Raw genomic sequence first — 23,521 nt, forward strand, 5'->3', positions numbered from 1 at the left:
TCCGCGTAATGTTCTGGATGTCAGCCCGACAGGGAGGCACAGACACCACTGCGAGGCCCGTGAGGGCTGGCGCGAAGTGGCTGGTCCCGGGGTTGGTTTCCTCACTTGAGAGCGTGGCTGGGTTCTGCCTGGTTGCGGTGTAGTGTGGGGGTCTGGTTTTTCTCCTGGGGTTCGGTTCGTTCGGTTGAGCGGGTTGGACTTCGGGGTGGGGATCGGATAAGTTGGAGAGGTTGCCCCGGATGCGGGCCTGCGAGAGTGGGTCTGGTGATGGTGAGCGTCTGTTCCTTGAGAACTCAACAGTGTGCTTGATAGTCAATGCCAAGATCCCTTGTCTGGCATGTTGGCTGCGCCGTTCGGTGTGGTTGGTGTGTTGGGGAAGGTTAATTTGGTATGAATCAGAAAACGCAAGTTTTCGGTTTGTAGCCTTGATTAATCGGGTCTGCCTTAGCTGGTGGGTCCGCCGTATGGTTGTTGATCGCCGCTTTTGGGTGGTGGTTGATGTTGAACATTTACGGAGAGTTTGATCCTGGCTCAGGACGAACGCTGGCGGCGTGCTTAACACATGCAAGTCGAACGGTGATCTCAGAGCTTGCTCTGGGTGATCAGTGGCGAACGGGTGAGTAACACGTGAGTAACCTGCCCTTGACTCTGGGATAACTCCGGGAAACCGGGGCTAATACTGGATACGAGATGCGACCGCATGGTCTGTGTCTGGAAAGTTTTTCGGTCAAGGATGGACTCGCGGCCTATCAGCTTGTTGGTGGGGTAACGGCCCACCAAGGCGTCGACGGGTAGCCGGCCTGAGAGGGCGACCGGCCACACTGGGACTGAGACACGGCCCAGACTCCTACGGGAGGCAGCAGTGGGGAATATTGCACAATGGGCGAAAGCCTGATGCAGCGACGCCGCGTGAGGGATGAAGGCCTTCGGGTTGTAAACCTCTTTCAGTAGGGAAGAAGCGAAAGTGACGGTACCTGCAGAAGAAGCGCCGGCTAACTACGTGCCAGCAGCCGCGGTAATACGTAGGGCGCAAGCGTTGTCCGGAATTATTGGGCGTAAAGAGCTCGTAGGCGGTTTGTCGCGTCTGGTGTGAAATCTCAAGGCTCAACCTTGAGCTTGCATCGGGTACGGGCAGACTAGAGTGCGGTAGGGGTGACTGGAATTCCTGGTGTAGCGGTGGAATGCGCAGATATCAGGAGGAACACCGATGGCGAAGGCAGGTCACTGGGCCGCAACTGACGCTGAGGAGCGAAAGCATGGGTAGCGAACAGGATTAGATACCCTGGTAGTCCATGCCGTAAACGTTGGGCACTAGGTGTGGGGCTCATTCCACGAGTTCCGTGCCGCAGCAAACGCATTAAGTGCCCCGCCTGGGGAGTACGGCCGCAAGGCTAAAACTCAAAGGAATTGACGGGGGCCCGCACAAGCGGCGGAGCATGCGGATTAATTCGATGCAACGCGAAGAACCTTACCAAGGCTTGACATACACCGGAATCGGCCAGAGATGGTCGCGTCTTCGGACTGGTGTACAGGTGGTGCATGGTTGTCGTCAGCTCGTGTCGTGAGATGTTGGGTTAAGTCCCGCAACGAGCGCAACCCTCGTCCTATGTTGCCAGCACGTTATGGTGGGGACTCATAGGAGACTGCCGGGGTCAACTCGGAGGAAGGTGGGGATGACGTCAAATCATCATGCCCCTTATGTCTTGGGCTTCACGCATGCTACAATGGCCGGTACAAAGGGCTGCGATACCGTAAGGTGGAGCGAATCCCAAAAAGCCGGTCTCAGTTCGGATTGGGGTCTGCAACTCGACCCCATGAAGTCGGAGTCGCTAGTAATCGCAGATCAGCAACGCTGCGGTGAATACGTTCCCGGGCCTTGTACACACCGCCCGTCAAGTCACGAAAGTCGGTAACACCCGAAGCCGGTGGCCTAACCCCTTGTGGGACGGAGCCGTCGAAGGTGGGATTGGCGATTGGGACTAAGTCGTAACAAGGTAGCCGTACCGGAAGGTGCGGCTGGATCACCTCCTTTCTAAGGAGCTACATGCTGGCATCGCTGCTTTGGTGGTGGTGTTCAGGTGGCCACGTCTGCGCTCCGAATGTGGGCGCGGGTGGTTGCTCATGGGTGGAACATTGACTATGTGATGGCCGGCTGGTGCTGGTGGGAGTACGTCTGCGGGTTGCCTTTTGGGGTGGTCGTGGGTGGGAAACTGCTGGTGGTGGGGGGTTGTCCGTTGAGCACACTGTTGGGTCCTGAGGGCTCAGGCGCGAGTTTGCGACTGGTCTTCGGGTTCGTCTTCTCCCCGGGTGGGGGGTGGATGGGCTTCGACAACGGGTCACCGTGATCTGGTTGAACCGCTCACCGTTTGGTGTGGGTAGGCGCTGGTGTTCGGTGGGATCGTCCGTAGCTTGAGAACTGCACAGTGGACGCGAGCATCTTTGTAAGATCAAAGATTTATTCTTTGTTCTCTGCAATTTTTGTTGATATCAAGTTTTTAAGGGCACAGGGTGGATGCCTTGGCACTAGGAGCCGATGAAGGACGTTGTAGCCTGCGATAAGCCTCGGGGAGTTGGCAAACGAACCGTGATCCGAGGATGTCCGAATGGGGAAACCCCGCTGGAGTCATGTCCAGTGACCCGCACCTGAATATATAGGGTGTGTGGAGGGAACGTCGGGAAGTGAAACATCTCAGTACCGACAGGAAGAGATATTCCGTGAGTAGTGGCGAGCGAAAGCGGAAAAGGCCAAACCGTTCATGTGTGATACCCGGCAGGGGTTGCATGGGCGGGGTTGTGGGACCTTTCAGATCGTTCTGCCGGACGGTCAGGGAGTCAGAAAGTCGCGTTATAGTCGAAGGGCATTGAGAGGCCCGGCACAGAGGGTGAGACCCCCGTAGACGAAATGGCGTGGCCTCCCGAAGGGGATCCCAAGTAGCACGGGGCCCGAGAAATCCCGTGTGAATCCGGCAAGACCACTTGCTAAGCCTAAATACTACCTAGTGACCGATAGCGGACAAGTACCGTGAGGGAAAGGTGAAAAGTACCCCGGGAGGGGAGTGAAATAGTACCTGAAACCGTGTGCCTACAATCCGTTGGAGCCTCCATAGCAGGGGTGACAGCGTGCCTTTTGAAGAATGAGCCTGCGAGTTAGTGCTCAGTGGCGAGGTTAACCCGTGTGGGGAAGCCGTAGCGAAAGCGAGTCCGAATAGGGCGACCATAGTCGCTGGGTCTAGACCCGAAGCGAAGTGATCTACCCATGGGCAGGTTGAAGCGCGGGTAAGACCGCGTGGAGGACCGAACCCACCAGGGTTGAAAACCTGGGGGATGACCTGTGGGTAGGGGTGAAAGGCCAATCAAACTTCGTGATAGCTGGTTCTCCCCGAAATGCATTTAGGTGCAGCGTCACGTGTTTCTTGCCGGAGGTAGAGCTACTGGATGGCCGATGGGCCCTACAAGGTTACTGACGTCAGCCAAACTCCGAATGCCGGTAAGTGAGAGCGTGGCAGTGAGACTGCGGGGGATAAGCTCCGTAGTCGAGAGGGAAACAGCCCAGACCACCAGCTAAGGCCCCTAAGCGTGTGCTAAGTGGGAAAGGATGTGGAGTTGCACAGACAACCAGGAGGTTGGCTTAGAAGCAGCCACCCTTGAAAGAGTGCGTAATAGCTCACTGGTCAAGTGATTCCGCGCCGACAATGTAGCGGGGCTCAAGTACACCGCCGAAGCTGTGGCATTCACACAAGTGCTAGGTCTTCGTGATCCAGGCGTGTGGATGGGTAGGGGAGCGTCGTGTGGGCAGTGAAGTCGCGGAGTGATCCAGCGGTGGAGCCTACACGAGTGAGAATGCAGGCATGAGTAGCGAAAGACGGGTGAGAAACCCGTCCGCCGAATGACCAAGGGTTCCAGGGCCAGGCTAATCCGCCCTGGGTAAGTCGGGACCTAAGGCGAGGCCGACAGGCGTAGTCGATGGACAAGGAGTTGATATTCTCCTACCGGCGAAGAACCGCCCATACCGAGCCCGGTGATGCTAACCGCCCAAACCTGGTCCACAGGCCCTTCGGGGCTGAGGACTCAGGGGAGCGCGGGACCCGAACCGGTAGTAGGTAAGCGTATTAACAGGGGTGACGCAGGAAGGTAGCCAAGCCGAGCGATGGTTGTCTCGGTCTAAGGATGTAGGGCGAACAGTAGGCAAATCCGCTGTTCATGTGCCTGAGATCTGACGGGACCCCCGAACGGGGGAATTTGGTGATCCTATGCTGCCAAGAAAAGCCTCGGCGCGAGGTTCTAGCCGCCCGTACCCTAAACCGACTCAGGTGGTCAGGTAGAGAATACTAAGGCGATCGAGAGAATCGTGGTTAAGGAACTCGGCAAAATGCCCCCGTAACTTCGGGAGAAGGGGGGCCCGGAGCGTGAACCCACTTGCTGGGGAAGCGTGCAAGGGCCGCAGAGACCAGGGAGAAGCGACTGTTTACTAAAAACACAGGTCCGTGCGAAGTCGCAAGACGATGTATACGGACTGACGCCTGCCCGGTGCTGGAAGGTTAAGAGGACCGGTTAGCTCTTCGGAGCGAAGCTGAGAATTTAAGCCCCAGTAAACGGCGGTGGTAACTATAACCATCCTAAGGTAGCGAAATTCCTTGTCGGGTAAGTTCCGACCTGCACGAATGGCGTAACGACTTCTCCGCTGTCTCAACCGCGAACTCGGCGAAATTGCACTACGAGTAAAGATGCTCGTTACGCGCAGCAGGACGGAAAGACCCCGGGACCTTTACTATAGCTTGGTATTGGTGTTCGGTGCGGCTTGTGTAGGATAGGTGGGAGACTGTGAAGCATGCACGCCAGTGTGTGTGGAGTCAACGTTGAAATACCACTCTGGTCGCTCTGGATATCTAACCTCGGTCCGTAATCCGGATCAGGGACAGTGCCTGGTGGGTAGTTTAACTGGGGCGGTTGCCTCCTAAAATGTAACGGAGGCGCTCAAAGGTTCCCTCAGCCTGGTTGGCAATCAGGTGGCGAGTGCAAGTGCACAAGGGAGCTTGACTGTGAGACTGACAGGTCGAGCAGGGACGAAAGTCGGAACTAGTGATCCGGCGGTGGCTTGTGGAAGCGCCGTCGCTCAACGGATAAAAGGTACCCCGGGGATAACAGGCTGATCTTGCCCAAGAGTCCATATCGACGGCATGGTTTGGCACCTCGATGTCGGCTCGTCGCATCCTGGGGCTGGAGTAGGTCCCAAGGGTTGGGCTGTTCGCCCATTAAAGCGGTACGCGAGCTGGGTTTAGAACGTCGTGAGACAGTTCGGTCCCTATCCGCTGCGCGCGCAGGAAACTTGAGAAGGGCTGTCCCTAGTACGAGAGGACCGGGACGGACGAACCTCTGGTGTGCCAGTTGTTCCGCCAGGAGCACGGCTGGTTGGCTACGTTCGGAAGGGATAACCGCTGAAAGCATCTAAGCGGGAAGCCTGCTTCAAGATGAGGTTTCCACGGGGCTAGTCCCCGAGAGGCTCCCAGCAGACCACTGGGTAGATAGGCCGGACGTGGAAGAGGGGACGAAAGACCCTCGCAGCTGACCGGTACTAATAAGCCGACAACTTGATAACAACACAACACTCTTGTGCTACGCGTCCACTGTGCGGTTCTCGGGAAACGGCCGAGAACCCGGCTGAACAACCCAATAGAGTTACGGCGGTCATAGCGAAGGGGAAACGCCCGGTCCCATTCCGAACCCGGAAGCTAAGCCCTTCAGCGCCGATGGTACTGCACGGGAGACTGTGTGGGAGAGTAGGACGCCGCCGGACAACCATTCACGAAGGCCCACCCCGCAAGGGGTGGGCCTTCGTCATTCCACCACCCGATCAGAGCTGCACCGACGGATGCCCAGCTCACGCCGCGAAGCCGCGACCGCGGCAGTCGTGTGTGCAGTTGAGCCGCCTCCATGCTGCCTCACCTGCGAAGACGTCGGTCTCGTCCCGTGTGGTGGAAGTCCCGGAGCGCCGCCGGCTGCGGTGGGACAATGGTCCACGTGACCAGCCCCGTGGACGTCGAGATCACCGGAAGCGCCGACGCGCGCCGCCCCACGCACGACCCCGCCGCGCAGGCGGCTCTCGTCGCCGCGCTCCGCACCGCCGTCGACGGAGACGTCTCCGACTCCACCCTCGACCGCGCCCTCTACTCCACCGACGCCTCCAACTACCGCGTCGTGCCACGGGTCGTCGTCCGACCCCGCGACGTCGACGACGCCCTCGCCGCCATCACCACCACCCGGGACGCAGGCTTCCCCCTCACGACACGCGGCGCCGGCACTTCCTGCGCCGGGAACTCCGTCGGACCAGGGGTTGTCATCGACTTCTCCCGGCACGTGAACACCATCCACGACATCGACGTCGAAGCACGCACCGCACGCGTCGACCCCGGCGTCATCATGTCCTCGCTGCAGAAGGCAGCCGCGCCCCACGGCCTACGTTTCGGACCCGACCCCTCCACGCAGAACCGCGCGACCCTCGGCGGGATGATCGGCAACAACGCCTGCGGACCGCACGCCGTCGCCTACGGACGGACCGCCGACAACGTCACCTCGCTCGACATCGTCGACGGTCACGGCCGTCGGTACACCGCAGGAGCGGACGGACAGGGCGTCGACCGCGTCGACGGGCTCGCCGAGCTCGTCACCGCCAACCTCTCCACCCTCCGCACCGAGCTGGGCCGCTTCGGCAGGCAGGTCTCCGGGTACTCCCTCGAGCACCTCCTCCCGGAGAACGGCGCGCACCTCGCCAAGGCCCTCGTCGGGACCGAGGGCACCGTCATGTCGATCCTCGGCGCCACCGTCGACCTCGTCCCCATCGCCGGCGCACCCACCCTCGTCGTCCTCGGCTACCCCGACATGCCCTCGGCCGCGGACGCCGTCCCCGCGCTCCTCGCGCACGAGCCCCTCGCCGTCGAAGGGCTCGACGCCCGGCTCGTCGACGTCGTCCGCAAGGCCAAGGGCGCAGGATCGGTGCCTGCGCTGCCGGCGGGAGGCGGATGGCTCATGGTCGAGGTGGGCGGCGCCACCGCGAAGGAAGCCATGGCGCGCGCCAAGGCCATCGTCCGGGACTCCGGGACCACCGCCACGCGCATCCTCCCCGCAGGCCCGGAAGCGACCGCCATGTGGCAGATCCGCGCCGACGGAGCAGGCCTCGCAGGCCGCACCCCCTCAGGGGCGCAGGCGTGGCCCGGGTGGGAGGACTCCGCCGTCCCGCCCGCCAGCCTCGGGGCGTACCTGCGCGACCTCGACGCCCTCATGGCGCAGTACGGCGTCGACGGTCTGCCCTACGGACACTTCGGCGACGGGTGCGTCCACCTGCGCATCGACATCCCCCTCGAGAGCTCGGGCTCCGTGCTGCGGACCTTCATGACCGACGCCGCCATGCTCGTCGGGAAGTACGGCGGCTCGCTGTCCGGCGAGCACGGCGACGGGCGCGCCCGCTCCGAGCTGCTCCCCGCCATGTACACCCCCGAGGCCATCGCGCTCTTCGGGCACTTCAAGGGACTGTTCGACCCGCACGACCTCCTCAACCCCGGCGTCCTCGTCCGACCCGACCCCGTCGACGCGAACCTCCGCCGGCCCCACGCGTCCGCGCTCCCCGCGGCCAAGGGCTTCTCCTTCGCGCACGACGGCGGCGACATGAGCACGGCCGTCCACCGCTGCGTAGGGGTCGGGAAGTGCCGTGCGGACAGCACCGCCGCCGGAGGGTTCATGTGCCCGTCGTACCTGGCCACCAAGGAGGAGAAGGACTCGACCCGAGGACGCGCCCGCGTCCTCCAGGAGATGGCCAACGGGACCCTCGTCACCGGCGGCTGGAGGTCGCCGGAGGTCCACCAGGCCCTCGACCTCTGCCTGTCCTGCAAGGCCTGCTCGAGCGACTGCCCGGCCGGCGTCGACATGGCGCAGTACAAGGCCGAGGTGCTGCACCGCACCTACAAGGGTCGCCTGCGCCCCATGAACCACTACGCGCTGGGCTGGTTGCCGCGCTGGGCGCGCCTCGCCTCCCGCATGCCCCGCCTCGTCAACGGGCTCCTCGGCGTCCCCGCCGTCGCCAAGGTCGCGCTCACCCTCGGAGGCATGGACACCCGACGGTCGATCCCCGCGTTCGCGGACGTCCCCTTCCGGGCGTGGTGGAAGCGCGAGGGGGCCGCGCAGGTCGCCTCGACCACGCGCGCACCCGGCGCGGTCGTGCCCGGGCCCGTCGCACCCGTGCGGCCCAAGGTTGTCCTGTGGACCGACTCGTTCAGCGACGCCCTCGCTCCCTCGGTGCCCGAGGCCGCGGTGACCGTCCTCCTCGCCGCCGGGTACGACGTCGTCGTCCCCGAGGACGAGGCCTGCTGCGGGCTCACGTGGATCAGCACGGGGCAGCTCGACGGCGCGAGGAGGAAGCTGTCCGGCCTGCTCGACACGCTCGGGCCGTTCGCCGTGAACGGGATCCCCGTCGTCGGCCTCGAGCCGTCGTGCACCGCCGTCCTGCGCTCCGACCTCGTCGACCTCTTCCCCGACGACCCCCGGGCGCACGCGGTCGCGAAGGCCACCCGCACGCTCGCCGAGCTCCTCACCGATCCGGAGACGGCACCCGACGCCGACTCCGGGTGGACCATGCCCGACCTCTCGGACGTCACCGCCGTCGTCCAGCCCCACTGCCACCACCACTCCGTCATGGGGTACTCGACCGACGAGGACCTCCTGCGCGGGGCCGGGGCCACCATCCGCACCCTCGCAGGGTGCTGCGGGCTCGCCGGGAACTTCGGGATGGAGAAGGGGCACTACGACGTGTCCGTCGCGGTCGCTGAGAATGCGCTCCTGCCCGCCCTACGAGAGGCTGAGGAGGGGGACGTCTTCCTCGCCGACGGGTTCTCCTGCCGCACGCAGGCCGAGGACCTCGCCGGAGTCCGGGGCAAGGCGCTCGTGGAGCTCATCGCCGAGAGGCTCCCCACCCCGCCGGAGCAGTGATCGAGAGGAGCGGCATGTCATCCATCGCCATCGTCGGAGGCCACGGGAAGGTCGCGCTGCGGCTCACCCCCCTGCTCACCGGAGCAGGGCACGACGTCACGTCGATCATCAGGAAGCCCGAGCAGGCCCCCGACGTCGAGGCCCTCGGTGCGCGTGCGGCCATCGCGGACGTCGCCGCCATGTCGACCGAGGAGATCGCCGGGATCCTCAGCGGGCACACCGCCGTCGTGTGGGCAGCCGGAGCCGGCGGAGGGTCCGAGGAGCGCACGTACGCCATCGACCGCGACGCCGCGATCCGCAGCATCGACGCGGCCGTCGCCGCCGGGGTCCCCCGCTACGTCATGCTGTCGTACAAGGGTGCCGGTCCCGATCACGGCGTCCCGTCCGACAACTCGTTCCACGCCTACGCCGAGTCCAAGGCCGCCGCCGACGAGCACCTGCGGGGCTCGCAGCTCGCGTGGACGATCGTCGGGCCGAGCGCCCTCACCGACGACGACGGTACCGGCCGTATCGAGGTGGGCGGCGACCTCGAGTCCACCGAGGTGTCGCGCGACGACGTCGCCCAGGTCATCGCCTCCGTCGTCGGACGCCCCTCCACCGTGGGGCGCTTCATCGAGTTCAACAACGGCGACACCCCCGTCGCGGAGGCGCTCGACAGCCTCTGACAGCACCCGGCGGGCACCGTGACAGGATGGGACCATGCTCATCGCCTTCTCCGTCGCCCCCCTCGGGGCCGGCGAGTCCGTCACGGGGCCCGTCGCCGAGGCCGTCCGCATCGTCCGCGAGTCGGGCCTGCCCAACCGGACCGACGCCATGTTCACCACCATCGAGGGGGAGTGGGACGAGTGCATGGACGTCGTGCGGCGAGCCACCGAGGCCGCCGGCAGCGGCGGCCACCGCGTGTCCCTCGTCCTCAAGGCGGACATCCGACCCGGGCGCACCGGTGAGCTCGACGGGAAGGTCGAGCGCGTCGAGGCCCACCTCTCCGCGGAGTGATCCGCACCACGGCCCTGCCCGCCAGGGGCGGCCCGGGCTCCCCGGACGCGCCACCCGCGGCTACCCTGGGCACCATGGCCTTGTTCGCGGTAGGTGACGGACGGTCGGCGCTCGTGACGCCGACCCGTCCGGCGGAGCAGTCGTTCGCCGCGGAAGCACGCGCCGTCGTCCACGAGCACCTCGCCGCTCTTCTCGGCGAGAAGGTCTTCGTCGTGACGACCGAGCCCGGCGGGCAGGCACCCCTCGCGATCCACCGCGGTGCACCCCCGGACATCCTCGGGCTCGACACGGCAGGGCGACCCGTGGTCGTCGAGATCGCCACCACGCTCACCGGTGACGGCCTCCTCGAGGCGTTCCGTGTCGCCGGGAAGGCCTCGCGGCTCACGCGCTCGGACATGGCCGCCCTGTACGCGCCGGGCCCGGACCGCTTCCACAAGGACCTGTCCGACTTCCTCGAGGCGCTTCCCGTCTCGGCCGGCACGAGCCAGCACAGGGGCCCCCGGCTCGTGGTCGTGTGCGCCGAGGTGGCGCCCGACCTCCTGGACGCCCTGCGGTTCTTCCGCGACTCCGGAGCCCGCGTCGACGTCCTCCACGTGGGGATGGTCCAGGGCCCGCACGACCAACGGTTCATGGACGTCTCCCCGCTGGGCCCGGAGAGCGACGCGGCACGCCGCGCCGTCGAGCAGGCGCTCACCGGGGCCACGCCCGTGGTCGCGCGCACGTCGGCGTTCGGGACGGTCGCCGGACCGACGTTCCCGACGCCCGTCGTGCCCACGGCCGGCGGCGCTGCGCAGGACACCGGCGTGCACGACGCAGGCCCCGCGTGGCTCGCACCAGGATCGCCCGACCTGCTCGACGGGCTCGACCTCCCGCAGGCCCCCGAGGACCCGGACGACGTCTGGTGGGCGCAGACCCCGGACCCGGTGGGCGGGGTCGATGCCTCCGACGCTGCGGCCCTCGGCGAGGCCGCGCTGCACGACGCGACGAGCACGCCGCACCTCGCGTCACGGACGCCCTACACACCCGTGTTCCTCGACCTCCCCGACGAGCTCGCGCAGCTGCCCGAGCGGCCCTCGGGCGTGCCCCTCATGGACTTCGGCCCCCTCCCCGGCCTCGACCTCACGGTCCCCCCGTCACCCGAGAGCGGCTACGCACCCGGACCCGGGTCCGGGTCGGACGGGCTGCCGACGAGCACCGGCTACCCCGCGAGCCGGGCCTTCCGCTCGAGCGGCCTCGCCGCCGCACGCAAGTACATCCCGGAGCGCGTCGACGAGACCGGCGGCGGGCTCGCGCCGGTGCCGTCGGCCCCCGTCGCCCGCACGTCCGTCCTGGGCGTCGGCCGCGACAGGCCGGACGCCCTGGAGCCCGACGTCGAGTCGGGTGCGCTCCTCACCCGCCCGTACACCGCGGACGTCCCCGTCCGGGACGTGCCCACGCTCCACGGTCCCGTCGACCAGGACCTCGTGCGGCTCGCCGCCGACCTCACCGAACCCCTCGAGGTCGTGTGGCTCCGGCTGCGTCGTGGGGAGCGGTTCGTCGCGGTCCTCCACCCCGACGGCACGCTCGTGCTCGACGACGGGACACGGTGCGCCGACCCGAGCTGGGCGGCGAGCTCCGTCTCCGGGGGGTCCGTCGTCGACGGGTGGCGGGTGTGGCGCGCCGGGGACGACGGGCCGACGCTCGGCGAGCTCCGCGCCTGACCGTCAGGCGTCGGACCACCCGTAGACCGTCGCCCACCGGCGGATCTCCGCGTAGTAGGCGTCGCGCACCGGGCGGCGGGAGAGCGCGAGGTCGTGCACGCCACCCTCGATGCGACGCACGGTGACCGTCGGCCCCAGCTGCACGGCACGGCGGGCGAGGAGGTCGACGTCGAGCACCACGTCGCTCGACCGCATCTCGTCGGTCCACCGCGCGGAGACGAGCGTGCGGGTGGAGGCGAGCGTGAGGACGGGCTGCACCACGCGCAGGCCGCGTGCGACCTCCGCGTGCCCCGTGATGATCGCCTTGAGCCACCCGGCGCGCACCGGGAACGACGGGCTCGGGCGCCACGCGTCGTCGATGTCCCACTCGCCGCCCTCGCTGCGCCGGATGGACCGCGAGTAGAACCCCGGGTCGATGTTCGGCAGCGGCGCCTTGGGCTGGAAACGTGCGAGCTGGCTGATGGCCGGCGTGGACACGGTGCGGACCACGGACGACCCCTGGAGCTCCAGCCAGGGACTGTTGAGCACCAGTCCCTGGGTGACGCCCGGGTTCCGGTTCGCCCAGAGCGCCGTGACGAGCGCCCCCGTCGAGTGGGCCATGAGCATGACCGCGGTGTGCTGCCCGAGGTCGGCCCGCACGACCGCCAGGGCCGCCTCGAGGTCCTCGTCGTACGTGGCGAGGTGCGCGACGTATCCGGGGGTGGTGCCGGGGCGCAGGCTGCGCCCGTACTTGCGCAGGTCGAGCGCGTAGAACGCGACGCCCTGCGCGTGCCAGAACTCCGCGGTCTCCGTCTGGAAGAAGTAGTCGCACCAGCCGTGGACGTACAGGACGGCGCGGGGGACGCGGCGCCACCCGGACGGGCGGTACCGCACGACCGTCGCGACGACGGGCCCCTCGTCGTCGGGCTCGAGCTCGAGGGTTCGCGCCTCGTACCCCGCGCCGAGGACGTCGGGGACCCACGGGGCGTCGCCGCTCGTCACGGGGTGAGGACGATCTTGCCGACGTGCTCGCCGGAGCGCAGCCGCGCGAAGGCGTCGCGGGCGCGGTCGAGGGGGAGCACGGTGTCGACCCGCGGGCGGACCCCGGTGCGGGCCATGAACGCGAGGAGCTGGACGAGCTCGTCCCGGGAGCCCATGGTGGCTCCGCGGACCGTGATCTCGGTGAAGAAGATGCGCGTGAGCTCGGCGGCGGTCGGGTCCCCGGACGTCGCGCCGGCGACGACGATCGTCCCACCCGGTCGGACGGACCGCACCGAGTGGCTCCAGGTCGCGGCACCCACCGACTCGATCACGGCGTCCACCCGCGACGGCACCCGGGCGCCCGGCTCGAGGACGTGCGCGGCACCGAGGCCGAGCGCGGCCTCCCGCTTGGCCGCCGACCGGCTCGTGGCCACGACCTCGATGCCCGCCGCGGCCGCGAGGGTGATCGCCGCCGTCGCGAGCCCACCGCTGGCGCCCTGGACGAGGACGCGCTGGCCCGGGGTGAGCCCCGCGGAGCGGAACAGCATGCGGTAGGCGGTGAGCCACGCCGTCGGGAGGCACGCCGCGTCCGTGACGTCGAGGCCGTCCGGGAGGTCGACGAGGTTCCGCGTGGGGACCGTGACCCGCTCCGCGAGCGTCCCCTGGTGCTTCTCCGAGAGCAGGGAGCGGGGCTCCGCCGGGAAGGAGCCGTCGCCGCCGATGACGCCGTGGACGACGACGGCCCGCCCGTCGTCGGTGGTGCCGACGGCGTCGGTGCCCAGGATCATGGGGAGCTGCTCGGCGCGCAGGCCCACACCGCGCAGCGACCACAGGTCGTGGTGGTTGAGGCTCGCGGCGCGCACGGTCACCGTGCTCCAGCCGTCCCGCGGCTCGGGGTCGGGGCGGTCACCCACCACGAGTCCGGTGAGCGGGTCCTCGGCATCGAGGTGGGCGGCGTAGGCGGCGAGCATGGGTCAAACCTATGCCTTGGTGGGACCGACGAGTAGCGGTGGTGCCGTCGTCAGAGGAGGGGGAGCAGGCGACCGAGGTCGGGGACGCCACCGGCCGTGTAGCGCGGGGAGATCGCTGCCGCGAGCTCGTCGACGTCGTAGCGGGTGCGGCCGGCCGCGAGACGCACCCAGCGGCGGGCGTCGACGAGCTCGATCGACCAGCCACCACGACGCACCACGATGTCGAGGAGCTCCTCGGCGACGAGCGTCAGTGCGCCGCGGTCGATCGGGTCCGAGGGGCCGGTCGAGGCGGCGACGCCTTCGAGGGACGCCGTGAGGTCGAGGGTGTGGACCACGAGCTCGACGAGCCGCGAGGTGGTCATGTCGCGCAGCGACACCGGACCGCGGGGCGCCTGGACGACGAGCGCGCCGTCGTCGCCGAGCTCGGTGAGCCGTCGCAGCGCGGCCGCCGCGCGCCTCTCGACCTCGGCGTGGGGCGACGCCGAGATCTCGGAGGCGAGGTCACGCGTGGTCGAGGCGATCTCGTCCACCCGGCCCGGGGAGGTGCCGAGGTACTCGGCGAGGGTCATGGGAACGGTCCCGGCCGGTGCGGGCTCGCACACGGCGAGTGCGTCCATCGCCCGGGCGAGGTGCGCGACGAGCTCGCCGGTCGTCCAGCCGTCGAGGACGCTGGGTCGGTCGCGCGCGCCGAGGAGGTCGTCCCCGAGCGGTTCGAGCCAGGAGCGGGTCCGGGTCCACTGGGTGTGGAGAGCAGTGGAGATCTGGGCGAGATCGGCCGTCATGCACCCATGGTGCCCCATCCGCGGCGCAGGCTCAGGTCCAGGTCGAGACCCGGACCGTGGTGCCGCGGGCGCCGGAGCGGATCTGCATGAGGTCGCAGAGCTGGTTGACGAGCCACAGGCCACGCCCTCGCGGCTGCGCCGTGGACGGTGTGGAGCGGCCCACGAGCGGGTCGTCGAGGGTTCCTGCGTCCATGACCTCGAAGACGAACGCGCCGGGCTCCGTCCACACGCGGAGGGTGCCGCCGCCCCCGCCGTGGTCGAGGCTGTTCGCCGCGACCTCGGTGACGGCGAGGCGGAGGTCCTCGGCACGGGCGTGGTCGAGGCCTGCGCCGCGAGCCCGCGCGACGACCAGCCGCCGGGCCGCGGCGAGCGAGCCGCGCGTCACGGTGAGCTCCACGGGTGTGCTCGCGGGCGAGGGCAGCGGGTGGGACCAGAGGGTCCGCGCGTGCCGGTCGCCGGCGTAGGCGCCGTTGGTCCGCGGACCGCTGTGGTGGGTGAGCGTGGGGTGGGTGCGGTGGACCTCGTCGAGGACCCCGGCGCCCAGGGTGTCGCGCTCGTAGGGGCACAGGAGGACCAGCGGTGCGTCGTGCGGGATGGCGACGTTGAGGAGCGCCTCGTGGATGTGGCACTCGGCGATCTCGGGTGCCCGTCGGCCCGCCCAGACCGGTTCCCCGACCCCGCGGAGGCGGACGGCGGTGCCGCGGTGCGCGGCGAGATGGTCCAGCCATGCCGGGATGAGGCGTGCCGGGTTGTGCCCGAACTCCGTCATGTCGTGGAAGACGACCGTGGAGGCGGCCGTGCCGAGCGCGTCCCGGAGCGCGGCCTCCCGGGGCGCGGTGAGCGCCACCACGACGGGCGCACCCTCGGCGAGGCCCTCCTCGACGAACGGGACCGTGCGACCGAGGAACTCCTCGATCCCGGTCCAGAAGAACGCCTCGTGGTGGTAACCGGACCGGCGGGAGGCGGGTGGGTCGAGGAGGGTGGTCACGCTGGTCCTCACCTGACGTCGTCTGGGCGACGCCCAGTGGTGGTGCGATGCCGCCTCGCGGGCGAGGTGCGGCTGTGCTGTGTGCTCCTCGGATTGTCGCATACCGCGGGTGGGCGAAGCGGGAGCGTCGCTCAGGTGGAGCGCGGCCGCGCTCGCGACAGGAAGTCGCCGACGACCGGCCCGAGCTGGCCGAACTCGACGAGGAAGCCGTCGTGCCCGAAGTCGGAGCGCAGCATGGTGGCAGGCTCCGCGCGGGGCACGTGCTCCGCGATCCGGACCGACTCGTCAGGGAGGAACAGCCGGTCCGTGTCCACGGCCACCACGAGCGTGCGGGCCGTCACGGCACGCAGCGCAGTGACCGCGCCCCCGCGGTCACGGCCGAGGTCGTGGGTGAGCATCGACTCCGTGAGGACCACGTAGCTGTTCGCGTCGAACCGCCGGGCGAGCTTCGCCGCGTGGTGGTCGAGGTACGACTGCACCGCGAACCGACCCCCGCGCATCGGGTCCTCCCCGCCCTGCGGGATGCGACCGAACCTGGCGTCGAGCTCCACGGCGCTGCGGTACGTGGTGTGGGCGATCTGCCGCGCGATGCCCAGCCCGACGTGCGGCCCGTCGCCCGGGGCCGCGTCGTAGTAGTCGCCGTCCCGGAAGCGCGGGTCCGAGCGGATCGCGGTGAGCTGCGGGTGCGCCCACGCGATCTGGTCCCCGGTCGACTGCGCCGTGGCGGCGATGACGGTGAGGCACTCGACCGCGATTCCGGCCTCCGGGCCGAGCACGGCCCACTCGAGCGCTCGCAGACCGCCCATCGACGCACCGACGACGAGGTGCCAGCCGTCGAGTCCCAGGGCCCTGGTGAGCTCGATCTCCGCGGCGACCTGGTCGCGGACCGTGAGCATCGGGAACCGACCGCCCCACGGCGCACCGTCGGGCGCCGGGCTCGCGGGGCCGGTGGACCCCTGGCACCCGCCGAACACGTTGGGGGCGACCACGAAGTAGCGGTCCGTGTCGATCGGCGCGCCGGGGCCCACCATGTCCTGCCACCAGCCCGCGGAGAGGTGGCCCTCCTCGGCGGGGCCGGTGACGTGGCTGTCGCCGGTGAGGGCGTGGAGGACGAGGACGGCGTTGTCGCGCCGCTCGTTGAGGGTGCCCCAGGTCTCGTAGGCCAGGGTGACGTCGGGGAGGACCCCGCCCGCCTCGAGCTCGACCGCACCGACCTCCACGAACTGCCTGCGGCCCACCGGGTCGCCCGGGCGCCACGCCGCCGAGACGGGGAACGGCTGCGAGTCGGAGGCGCGCGAGCCGCCGCGCGGGTCGAGGGCGCCGCGCTGCCGCACCCCGGACGTGCGGCGCGTGTCAGGCACCGGCGCGGACACGGGCCGCTGCGGCGAAGCCGGCCTCGAGGTCGGCGAGGATGTCGTCGACGTGCTCGATGCCCACGCTGAGCCGCACGAGCCCCGGGGTCACACCCGAACGACGCTGGGCGTCGGGGTCGAGCTGGCTGTGCGTCGTGGAGGCCGGGTGGATGACGAGGGAACGCACGTCCCCGATGTTCGCGACGTTCGAGTGGAGCGTCAGGGCCGAGACGAACGCCTGGCCGGCGTCGGCCCCGCCGTCGAGCTCGAAGGCGACGATGGCCCCTGCGCCGCGGGGCGCGTACCTCTGGGCGTTCGCGTACCAGGGGCTCGAGGGGAGGCCCGCGTAGTGGACGGTGAGCACGTCGTCCCGGGCGTCGAGCCAGGCCGCGACGGTGCGGGCGTTGCTCACGTGCCGTTCCATGCGCAGCGAGAGCGTCTCGATCCCCTGGGCGATGAGGAACGCGTTGAACGGGGAGATCGCCGAGCCGAGGTCCCGGAGGAGCTGGACGCGGGCCTTGAGCACGTAGGCGAGGTTGGCGCCGAGGGCGCTGCCGACGCCGAGGTCGCGGGCGTACACGATGCCGTCGTAGCTGGGGTCCGGGGTGTTGAAGCCGGGGAACCGCTCGGGGGAGCGCGCGTAGTCGAACGTCCCGGCGTCGACGATCACGCCGCCGATGGCCGAGCCGTGGCCGCCGAGGTACTTGGTGGCGGAGTGGACGACGACGTCGGCACCGTGCTCGATGGGCCGCACGAGGTACGGGGTGGCCACGGTGTTGTCGACGACGAGCGGGACGCCGACCTCGTGGGCGACGTCGGCGACGGCCGCGATGTCGAGGACGTCGGCCTGCGGGTTGGGGATGGTCTCCGCGTAGAACAGGCGCGTCTCGGGCCGGGCGGCGTCGCGCCACGCCTGGGGGTCGTGCGGGTCGGTGACGAACGTCGTCTCGATGCCGAGCCGGGCGAGGGTGTGCTGGAGGAGGTTGGTGGTCCCTCCGTAGAGGCTCGGGCTGGCGACGACGTGGTCGCCGGCCTCGGCGACGTTGAGGATCGCGAAGGTCGTCGCGGCCTGCCCGGACGCGAGGAGCAGCGCACCGACCCCGCCCTCGAGGTCCGCGATGCGGGCCTCGACGACGTCCTGGGTGGGGTTGCCGATGCGCGTGTAGATGGGGCCGAGGTCCTTGAGCGCGAAGCGGTCGGCCGCCACGGAGGCGTCGGGGAAGACGAAGGAGGTCGTCTGGTAGATCGGGAGGGCGCGGGCGCCGGTGGTGGGGTCGGGGCTCTGCCCGGCGTGGATCTGGCGGGTCTCGAAGGACCAGTCTGCGGTGGTCATGGGGTGCTCCGGGTCGGTGGGTGCACGTGGACGCGGCCGGGACGGTGATCGGGGTTCCGGGACGGCTGCGCGGCGCTGCGGGCCGTGCGTGGTCCGGACCCGGTGCCGACGGTGCGCTGGTGCTGGGGACGTGGGCGTCGGGTGGGTCAGCAGCACATTCGCGTCGTCATGAGGGAAGCGTAAGCACGGGGAGGGGCTGGCGACGAGGAGGAAGCGGGAAGTTCTCATTCCTCGGGACAACAGGTGAGCACTTTCCGTCCGCATCGCGAGATATCCGGGTCTGGAGTGACCCGGCGGCCCTGCGGCACCTCGCGCGACCGGGTGATACTGCTGTGAACGATGGGGCGGTTGTTCACTCCTGGGACCGCGCTGGGTACGCTCGGCACCAGACCCACCCACCCCCTCGAGAGGACCGCAGCATGGCGCCGACCAGGCGACCGCACCGGTGGAGGACCGCCACGGCCGTGGCCCTCGCCGCCACGGTGCTCGCGGGAACGATCCCCACCGCAGCCGCCGACCCGGCCCCGTCCGACGACGACGTCGAGACCGCGCACCAGGCCGTCGTCGACGCCGCGGCCTCCGTCGCCGCCATGGACGTCCGGCTCGCGGAGCTCGCCGCCGCCCAGGACGTCGCCTACGCCGCCCTCGAGACGGCGGCCGAGGCCTACAACCAGGCCGTCGTCGACCACGACGCCGCGGTCCTCGCGGCGGACGACGCCACCGAGCGCAGCACGACCGCGAACGAGCGCGCCGAGGAGTCGCGGACCCTCCTCGTGGGCCTCGCCCGCGACTCGTCCCGCAGCGGCAGCGGCCTCGACCGGATCGGCATGTACCTCACCGCCGACGGTCTCGAGGACGCGGTGAGCGCGTCCGACGCGATGGCACTCGTCGGGACCAAGGCCGACAAGGCCGTCCAGCAGTACCAGGCCGACTCCACCGTCGCCGAGACGCTGCAGGGACTCGCAGACCAGGCTGTCGCCGACCAGGCCGACGCGAAGGCCGCGGCGGACGCGGCCCTCCAGGCCGCCGCCGACGCCCAGGCCGACGCCGATCAGGCCGTCGCGCACGCCGACGCCGAGCGGGCCGTGCTCCTGGGTCAGCTCGCCGAGGCCCGCAGCACCAGCGTCGCCGTCGAGGCCGCACGGCAGGACGCGCTCGCAGCAGAGCGTGCCGCGCGTGACGAGGCCGCGGCCCGCGACCGTATCGAGGCGCAGGTCCCCGCACATCCCGCAGCAGGCACGGCGCCCTCGCCGGGGGCGAGCCCCGCCGCAGGGGCTGCGCCGACGTCGCCCACCGCACCGGCGCCGACGGTGCCTGCACCCACGAGGCCCGCGCCGGCGGCGCCCGCCCCGGCACGACCGGCGGTGACCCCCGCGCCCCCTGCCGTCGCACCCGCGCCCGCGAGGCCCGCGCCCGCCGAGCCCGCGGCGGCACCTGCGGCGCCCGCCCCTCCGGCACCTGCACCGGCGGCCCCGCCCGCGCCCACGGTGCCCGTCGGAGGGGGCCTCGGCTCGGGGTCGAGCCGGGGGAGCGCCGGCCAGGGCCAGGCGGCCGTCGACTGGGCACGGAGCCAGGTGGGCGTGCCCTACGGCTGGGGAGGGACAGGGCCCGGGTCCTACGACTGCTCGGGTCTCACGAGCAAGGCCTGGGCGGCCGCGGGCCTGAGCATCAACCGCACCTCGCGCGATCAGTACAGGCAGGCGCAGAAGATCAGCCTCAGCTCGATGCGGCCCGGCGACCTCGTGTTCTGGGCCAACAACACCAACGACCCGTCGACCATCACCCACGTCGCCATGTACGCGGGGAACGGCCAGATCGTCGAGGCCTCGCGGCCCGGGGTCCCCGTCCGCGTCACCGCCATGCGGTGGGACAGCCGTCTCATGCCCTTCGCGGGCAGGCCCTAGCAGGCGGGCGGGCGGGCAGACGCCGACGCCCTCGTGGCGCGAGCGGTCCTGCCGCCCGCGCCACGAGGGCGTCGGTCCCTGCTCAGTGGCTGTAGTAGCCGGCGTCCTTGGCGCGCTGGAAGGAGCGCTCGATCTCGGCCTCGGCCTCGGCCTTGCCCACCCAGTGCGCGCCCTCGACGGACTTGCCGGGCTCGAGGTCCTTGTACACCTCGAAGAAGTGCTGCACCTCGAGGCGGTGGAAGTCGGACACGTCGTCGATGTCCTGACGCCACGCGGCACGCTGGTCACCCGTCGGCACGCACAGCACCTTGTCGTCGCCGCCGGCCTCGTCGCGCATGCGGAACATGCCCAGCGCGCGGCAACGGATCAGGCACCCGGGGAACGTCGGCTCCTCGAGGAGCACCAGTGCGTCCAGCGGGTCGCCGTCCTCGCCCAGGGTGCCCTCGATGAACCCGTAGTCGTCCGGGTAGCGGGTCGACGTGAACAGCATGCGGTCGAGGCGGATCCGGCCGGTGCTGTGATCGACCTCGTACTTGTTCCGCTGTCCCTTGGGGATCTCGATCGTGACGTCGAACTCCACAGTTGTCCTCCAGTTGCAGCCCTCCGCGGCGTGCCCGCCCCCTGGAGGTGTCGTGATTCAGGCTCTCGGTCGGTCCGACCACTCGCCAGGGTAGACGACAACGTGTCGGGATGCGGGAGACGCTCGCTGTGATCCGCGTCGTGACCTAGGGTTGCGCAGGGGTGCGCGCGACGTCGTGGGCACCCGACGTCTGGAGGCGCGCGGGTGGTTGAGTCATGGGTCTGATGGCCCGGGTGGTAGGAGTCACCGTCGCGTCCGCGCTGGTCGTGGCCGGTGGGTACGTGTGGGCCGACGCCCACGACATCGTCCCCGGGGTGCTCACCCTCGGACCGGAGCCAGCGCCCCCCGCCCCGTTCCCCACCGCTCCCGGTGCGGCCACCGGGCCGGACCCCGCGGACACGCTGTCCGTCCTCGACCCGGAGGCCCTGGCTCCCACCCCCGCAGTGCTCCAGCAGCGCGTCGACGCCCTCGTCGCCGACCCGCGCCTCGGTCCGTCCGTCGGCGTCGTCGTCGCGGACGCGCTCACCGGGGACGTCCTCGCGAGCGCCGACCCGGACCGCCCACGAACGCCGGCGTCCATCCAGAAGATGCTCACCGCCACCGCAGCCCTGAGCGCCCTCGGTCCGGACCACGTGCTCGAGACCACGGTGGTCCAGACCGGTGAGGGGAAGATCGCGCTCGTCGGCGGGGGAGACATGATGCTCGCCGCCGGCGCGGGCGACGCGAACGCCGTGAACGGGCACGCCGGGATGGCCGACCTCGCCGCCCAGGTGGCCAAGGAGCTCGCGCTCGCCGGCCGCACCACCGTGACGCTCACCCTCGACGACACGCTGTTCACCGGCGACCCCATGGGGCCGTGGTCACCCGACCAGCCGACCCTCGGCTACGCCGCGCCCGTCGCGGCCGTCGCCGTCGACACCGGACGGACCGGGCCCGGGATCTACGCCCAGCGCCACGCCGACCCCGCGATGGTCGCCGCCCAGGAGCTCGCGCGTGCGCTCGCCGCCGAGGGCATCACCGTCGAGGGCGAGCCCACGCGGGCAGCCGCCGCCGCGGACGCGCGCGTCATCGGCACCGTCGCGTCCGCGCCCCTCGGGGAGATCGTCGAGTACCTCCTCCAGACGTCGGACAACACCATCACCGAGGTGGTCGCGCGCGCCGTCGCCGTCGACGCCGACCTGCCCGCCTCGTTCGCCGGGTCCACCAAGGCCGTCCTCGCCGAGCTGGGCACCCTCGGGCTCGACGTCTCCGACGCCGTGCTCGTCGACGCCAGCGGGCTCGGGGCCGGGTCGTCCGTACCCGCGTCGCTCTTCGCCGAGGTCCTCGAGCTCGTGAGCGACCCCGCGAACGTCGAGCTCCGGGCCGCAGCCACGGACCTCCCCGTGTCCGGTCTCCAGGGCACCCTCGCGGAGCGCTTCCTCTCCTCGCCCGCCCGAGGGCTCGTCCGCGCCAAGACCGGGTCCCTGCCACAGGTGACGTCGCTGGCCGGGACCGTCGTCACCGCCGACGGTCGCCTCCTCACGTTCGTCGTCATGGCCGACCAGACGCCGGAGGGCGGTCAGTGGGCGCCCCGCCAGGCGATCGACGGGTTCGTCACGGACCTCGCGCTCTGCGGGTGCCGGTGACCTCGACGCCTCGAGGCGCCGTGGACTGGGACGACGCGGCAGCGCTCGCCGGCCGCCTCGCGCCCCCGGGACCGGTCCTGGGGAGGGCCGAGATGGCCGACCTCGTCGGATCCCTCCGCGCCGCCGCCCACCGTGCGGTCGAGCCCGTCGCGGACATCACCGGCCTGCGACCTCCGGACGACGCGCCGCCCGGCGGGACGGCGACCGTGCTCGTCGTCGACCGGCCCGGGTGGGCCCGGTCCATGGCAGGGCTCACCGAGGACGCGCTCGCCCTGCCCGACGGGAGGTCCGTCCCCCTCGCTGCCGAGCTCGTCGGCAGCGCCGAGGTGGGCGGCGCGCTCGCCGCCCTCGCCACGAAGGTCCTCGGACAGCTCGACCCGTACGCCCCCGAGGCGGGACGCGGGTCTCCCGGGCGCCTCCTCCTCGTCGCCCCCAACGTCCTGCGGACGGAACGGGACCTGCGCGTCCGCCCGGCGGACTTCCGGCTCTGGGTCTGCCTCCACGAGCAGACGCACGCCCTCCAGCTCACCGCCGCGCCCTGGCTCTCCGGGCACCTCCGCGACCGCACCCGTGGCGTGCTCGCCGACCTCTCCGGTGCACCCGGAGGAGTCCGGGCGCTCGCCGGCCGGGTCCGCGCCGCGGCGACCGGGACCTGGGGCGCGGTCCGCGGACGGGACGGGGCCTCGGTCCTCGACGGGATGCTCGACGGCGACCAGCGGTCACGGCTCGACGAGGTCACGGCCGTCATGGCGCTCCTCGAGGGCCACGCGGACGTCGCGATGGACGCCGTCGGGCCCGCCGTGGTCCCGACGGTGCGGACGATCCGCCGTCGCTTCGAGCAGCGCAGGGCCGAGCCCGGGACACGGGACGGGCTCGTCCGTCGGCTCCTCGGCATGGACGCCAAGCTGGCCCAGTACCGGGACGGCGCACGGTTCGTGCGGGCAGTGACGAGGCAGGTCGGCACCGACGGGTTCAACGCCGTCTGGACAGGCCCGGGTGCGCTCCCGTCGGCCCGGGAGATCGCCGATCCCGACGCATGGGTCCGGCGGGTCCATGGCTGACGGCCCCGCGTGAGCGGCCCGCCGCCCGACGTCGCCGCCGGGCGTCTCGCGGTCCGACGCGCCCTCACGGCGCTCCTCGCCGACCCGAGCACCTCGCCGGGAGAGGGCGCGCCGCTCGTCCTCGTCGCGTGCTCGGGGGGCGCGGACTCCCTCGCGCTCGCGGCGTGCACCGCTCACGCCGCCCGGGGCCTCGGGGTCCGCGCCGGAGCGGTCGTGGTCGACCACGACCTGGCGGACGGCAGCGCGGCCGTCGCGGGCACGGCAGCCCAGCGGTGCCGTGACCTCGGTCTGGG

At 70.1% G+C, this 23,521-nt stretch carries 15 protein-coding genes and 3 rRNA genes; 11 read left to right on the forward strand and 7 right to left on the reverse strand.

What is annotated here, in order from left to right; genetic code table 11:
• The first annotated feature begins 508 nt into the window (after window positions 1–508).
• The 7 genes from JAV76_RS14415 to JAV76_RS14445 all read left to right on the forward strand — a co-directional run bounded on the left by JAV76_RS14415 (window position 509) and on the right by JAV76_RS14445 (window position 11,672).
• Window positions 509–2,032, forward strand: a 16S ribosomal RNA gene (locus JAV76_RS14415).
• Window positions 2,033–2,485: 453 nt separating this feature from the next.
• A 23S ribosomal RNA gene (locus tag JAV76_RS14420) occupies window positions 2,486–5,596 on the forward strand.
• Between the two features lie 81 nt (window positions 5,597–5,677).
• Window positions 5,678–5,794, forward strand: a 5S ribosomal RNA gene (gene rrf, locus JAV76_RS14425).
• The 16S, 23S and 5S rRNA genes sit together here, the layout of an rRNA operon.
• Before the next feature lie 215 nt (window positions 5,795–6,009).
• Window positions 6,010–8,976: an FAD-binding and (Fe-S)-binding domain-containing protein gene (locus JAV76_RS14430; RefSeq protein ID WP_198734776.1), complete on the forward strand. Its 2,967-nt coding sequence runs from the start codon at window positions 6,010–6,012 to the stop codon at window positions 8,974–8,976.
• A 14-nt stretch (window positions 8,977–8,990) separates the two neighbouring features.
• The gene (locus tag JAV76_RS14435; RefSeq protein WP_198734777.1) at window positions 8,991–9,641 is read left to right on the forward strand and encodes an SDR family oxidoreductase; all 651 of its coding nucleotides are present in this window, start codon (window positions 8,991–8,993) and stop codon (window positions 9,639–9,641) included.
• 34 nt (window positions 9,642–9,675) lie between these two features.
• Window positions 9,676–9,972 (forward strand): thiamine-binding protein, encoded by a 297-nt coding sequence (locus tag JAV76_RS14440; RefSeq protein WP_198734778.1) that lies wholly within the window; start codon window positions 9,676–9,678, stop codon window positions 9,970–9,972.
• Window positions 9,973–10,046: 74 nt separating this feature from the next.
• Entirely contained in the window at window positions 10,047–11,672 is a 1,626-nt protein-coding gene (locus tag JAV76_RS14445; RefSeq protein ID WP_198734779.1) for a restriction system modified-DNA reader domain-containing protein, read from the forward strand.
• A 3-nt stretch (window positions 11,673–11,675) separates the two neighbouring features.
• On the opposite strand, the gene JAV76_RS14450 is transcribed toward JAV76_RS14445, so the two are convergent.
• The 6 genes from JAV76_RS14450 to JAV76_RS14475 form a co-directional block, all read right to left on the reverse strand.
• A complete protein-coding gene (locus JAV76_RS14450; protein ID WP_198734780.1) occupies window positions 11,676–12,653 on the reverse strand; it encodes an alpha/beta hydrolase in 978 nt (325 codons plus the stop codon).
• The gene (locus JAV76_RS14455) at window positions 12,650–13,603 is read right to left on the reverse strand and encodes a zinc-binding dehydrogenase (protein ID WP_198734781.1); all 954 of its coding nucleotides are present in this window, start codon (window positions 13,601–13,603) and stop codon (window positions 12,650–12,652) included. Before JAV76_RS14455 ends, JAV76_RS14450 begins: the two co-directional genes overlap by 4 nt.
• 50 nt (window positions 13,604–13,653) lie before the next feature.
• Window positions 13,654–14,385 carry a maleylpyruvate isomerase N-terminal domain-containing protein gene (locus JAV76_RS14460; protein ID WP_198734782.1) on the reverse strand — a complete coding sequence of 244 codons (732 nt, stop codon included), beginning with the start codon at window positions 14,383–14,385 and terminating at the stop codon, window positions 13,654–13,656.
• A 31-nt stretch (window positions 14,386–14,416) separates the two neighbouring features.
• Window positions 14,417–15,373, reverse strand: a complete 957-nt coding sequence (locus JAV76_RS14465; protein ID WP_198734783.1) for an anti-sigma factor RsbA family regulatory protein — start codon at window positions 15,371–15,373, stop codon at window positions 14,417–14,419.
• Between the two features lie 131 nt (window positions 15,374–15,504).
• Entirely contained in the window at window positions 15,505–16,734 is a 1,230-nt protein-coding gene (gene metX / locus JAV76_RS14470) for a homoserine O-acetyltransferase MetX (RefSeq protein ID WP_372403705.1), read from the reverse strand.
• Window positions 16,727–18,058 carry a bifunctional o-acetylhomoserine/o-acetylserine sulfhydrylase gene (locus JAV76_RS14475; RefSeq protein ID WP_198734785.1) on the reverse strand — a complete coding sequence of 444 codons (1,332 nt, stop codon included), beginning with the start codon at window positions 18,056–18,058 and terminating at the stop codon, window positions 16,727–16,729. The genes metX and JAV76_RS14475 overlap by 8 nt, the downstream gene beginning before the upstream one ends.
• Before the next feature lie 419 nt (window positions 18,059–18,477).
• Between JAV76_RS14475 and JAV76_RS14480 the strand changes: the two genes are divergently transcribed.
• The gene (locus JAV76_RS14480) at window positions 18,478–19,962 is read left to right on the forward strand and encodes a C40 family peptidase (protein ID WP_198734786.1); all 1,485 of its coding nucleotides are present in this window, start codon (window positions 18,478–18,480) and stop codon (window positions 19,960–19,962) included.
• Window positions 19,963–20,044: 82 nt separating this feature from the next.
• Here JAV76_RS14480 and JAV76_RS14485 read toward each other — a convergent pair whose 3' ends face one another.
• Window positions 20,045–20,542 carry an inorganic diphosphatase gene (locus JAV76_RS14485; RefSeq protein ID WP_198734787.1) on the reverse strand — a complete coding sequence of 166 codons (498 nt, stop codon included), beginning with the start codon at window positions 20,540–20,542 and terminating at the stop codon, window positions 20,045–20,047.
• A 215-nt stretch (window positions 20,543–20,757) separates the two neighbouring features.
• Between JAV76_RS14485 and dacB the strand changes: the two genes are divergently transcribed.
• From dacB to JAV76_RS14500, 3 genes are all read left to right on the forward strand, one after another.
• Entirely contained in the window at window positions 20,758–22,167 is a 1,410-nt protein-coding gene (gene dacB, locus JAV76_RS14490; protein WP_198734788.1) for a D-alanyl-D-alanine carboxypeptidase/D-alanyl-D-alanine endopeptidase, read from the forward strand.
• Between the two features lie 20 nt (window positions 22,168–22,187).
• Complete coding sequence (locus JAV76_RS14495; protein ID WP_307844274.1) at window positions 22,188–23,228, forward strand: Rv3626c family coenzyme F420 biosynthesis-associated protein; 1,041 nt, start codon at window positions 22,188–22,190, stop codon at window positions 23,226–23,228.
• Window positions 23,229–23,237: 9 nt separating this feature from the next.
• Window positions 23,238–23,521 (forward strand): PP-loop family protein (locus tag JAV76_RS14500; RefSeq protein WP_307844275.1); only part of this gene is annotated, 284 nt, incomplete at its 3' end.

Origin of the sequence: Sanguibacter suaedae (assembly GCF_016342785.1) — a bacterium.
Taxonomy (GTDB): Bacteria; Actinomycetota; Actinomycetes; order Actinomycetales; family Cellulomonadaceae; genus Sanguibacter; species Sanguibacter suaedae.

Excerpts from the sequence above, each read along its gene's own strand:
- JAV76_RS14475 (WP_198734785.1), bottom strand. The coding sequence starts at position 18,058 with ATGACCACCGCAGACTGGTCCTTCGAGACCCGCCAGATCCACGCCGGG.
- JAV76_RS14445 (WP_198734779.1), top strand. The coding sequence starts at position 10,047 with ATGGCCTTGTTCGCGGTAGGTGACGGACGGTCGGCGCTCGTGACGCCG.
- JAV76_RS14430 (WP_198734776.1), top strand. The coding sequence starts at position 6,010 with ATGGTCCACGTGACCAGCCCCGTGGACGTCGAGATCACCGGAAGCGCC.
- JAV76_RS14440 (WP_198734778.1), top strand. The coding sequence starts at position 9,676 with ATGCTCATCGCCTTCTCCGTCGCCCCCCTCGGGGCCGGCGAGTCCGTC.
- dacB (WP_198734788.1), top strand. The coding sequence starts at position 20,758 with ATGGGTCTGATGGCCCGGGTGGTAGGAGTCACCGTCGCGTCCGCGCTG.
- JAV76_RS14435 (WP_198734777.1), top strand. The coding sequence starts at position 8,991 with ATGTCATCCATCGCCATCGTCGGAGGCCACGGGAAGGTCGCGCTGCGG.
- JAV76_RS14455 (WP_198734781.1), bottom strand. The coding sequence starts at position 13,603 with ATGCTCGCCGCCTACGCCGCCCACCTCGATGCCGAGGACCCGCTCACC.
- JAV76_RS14460 (WP_198734782.1), bottom strand. The coding sequence starts at position 14,385 with ATGACGGCCGATCTCGCCCAGATCTCCACTGCTCTCCACACCCAGTGG.
- JAV76_RS14480 (WP_198734786.1), top strand. The coding sequence starts at position 18,478 with ATGGCGCCGACCAGGCGACCGCACCGGTGGAGGACCGCCACGGCCGTG.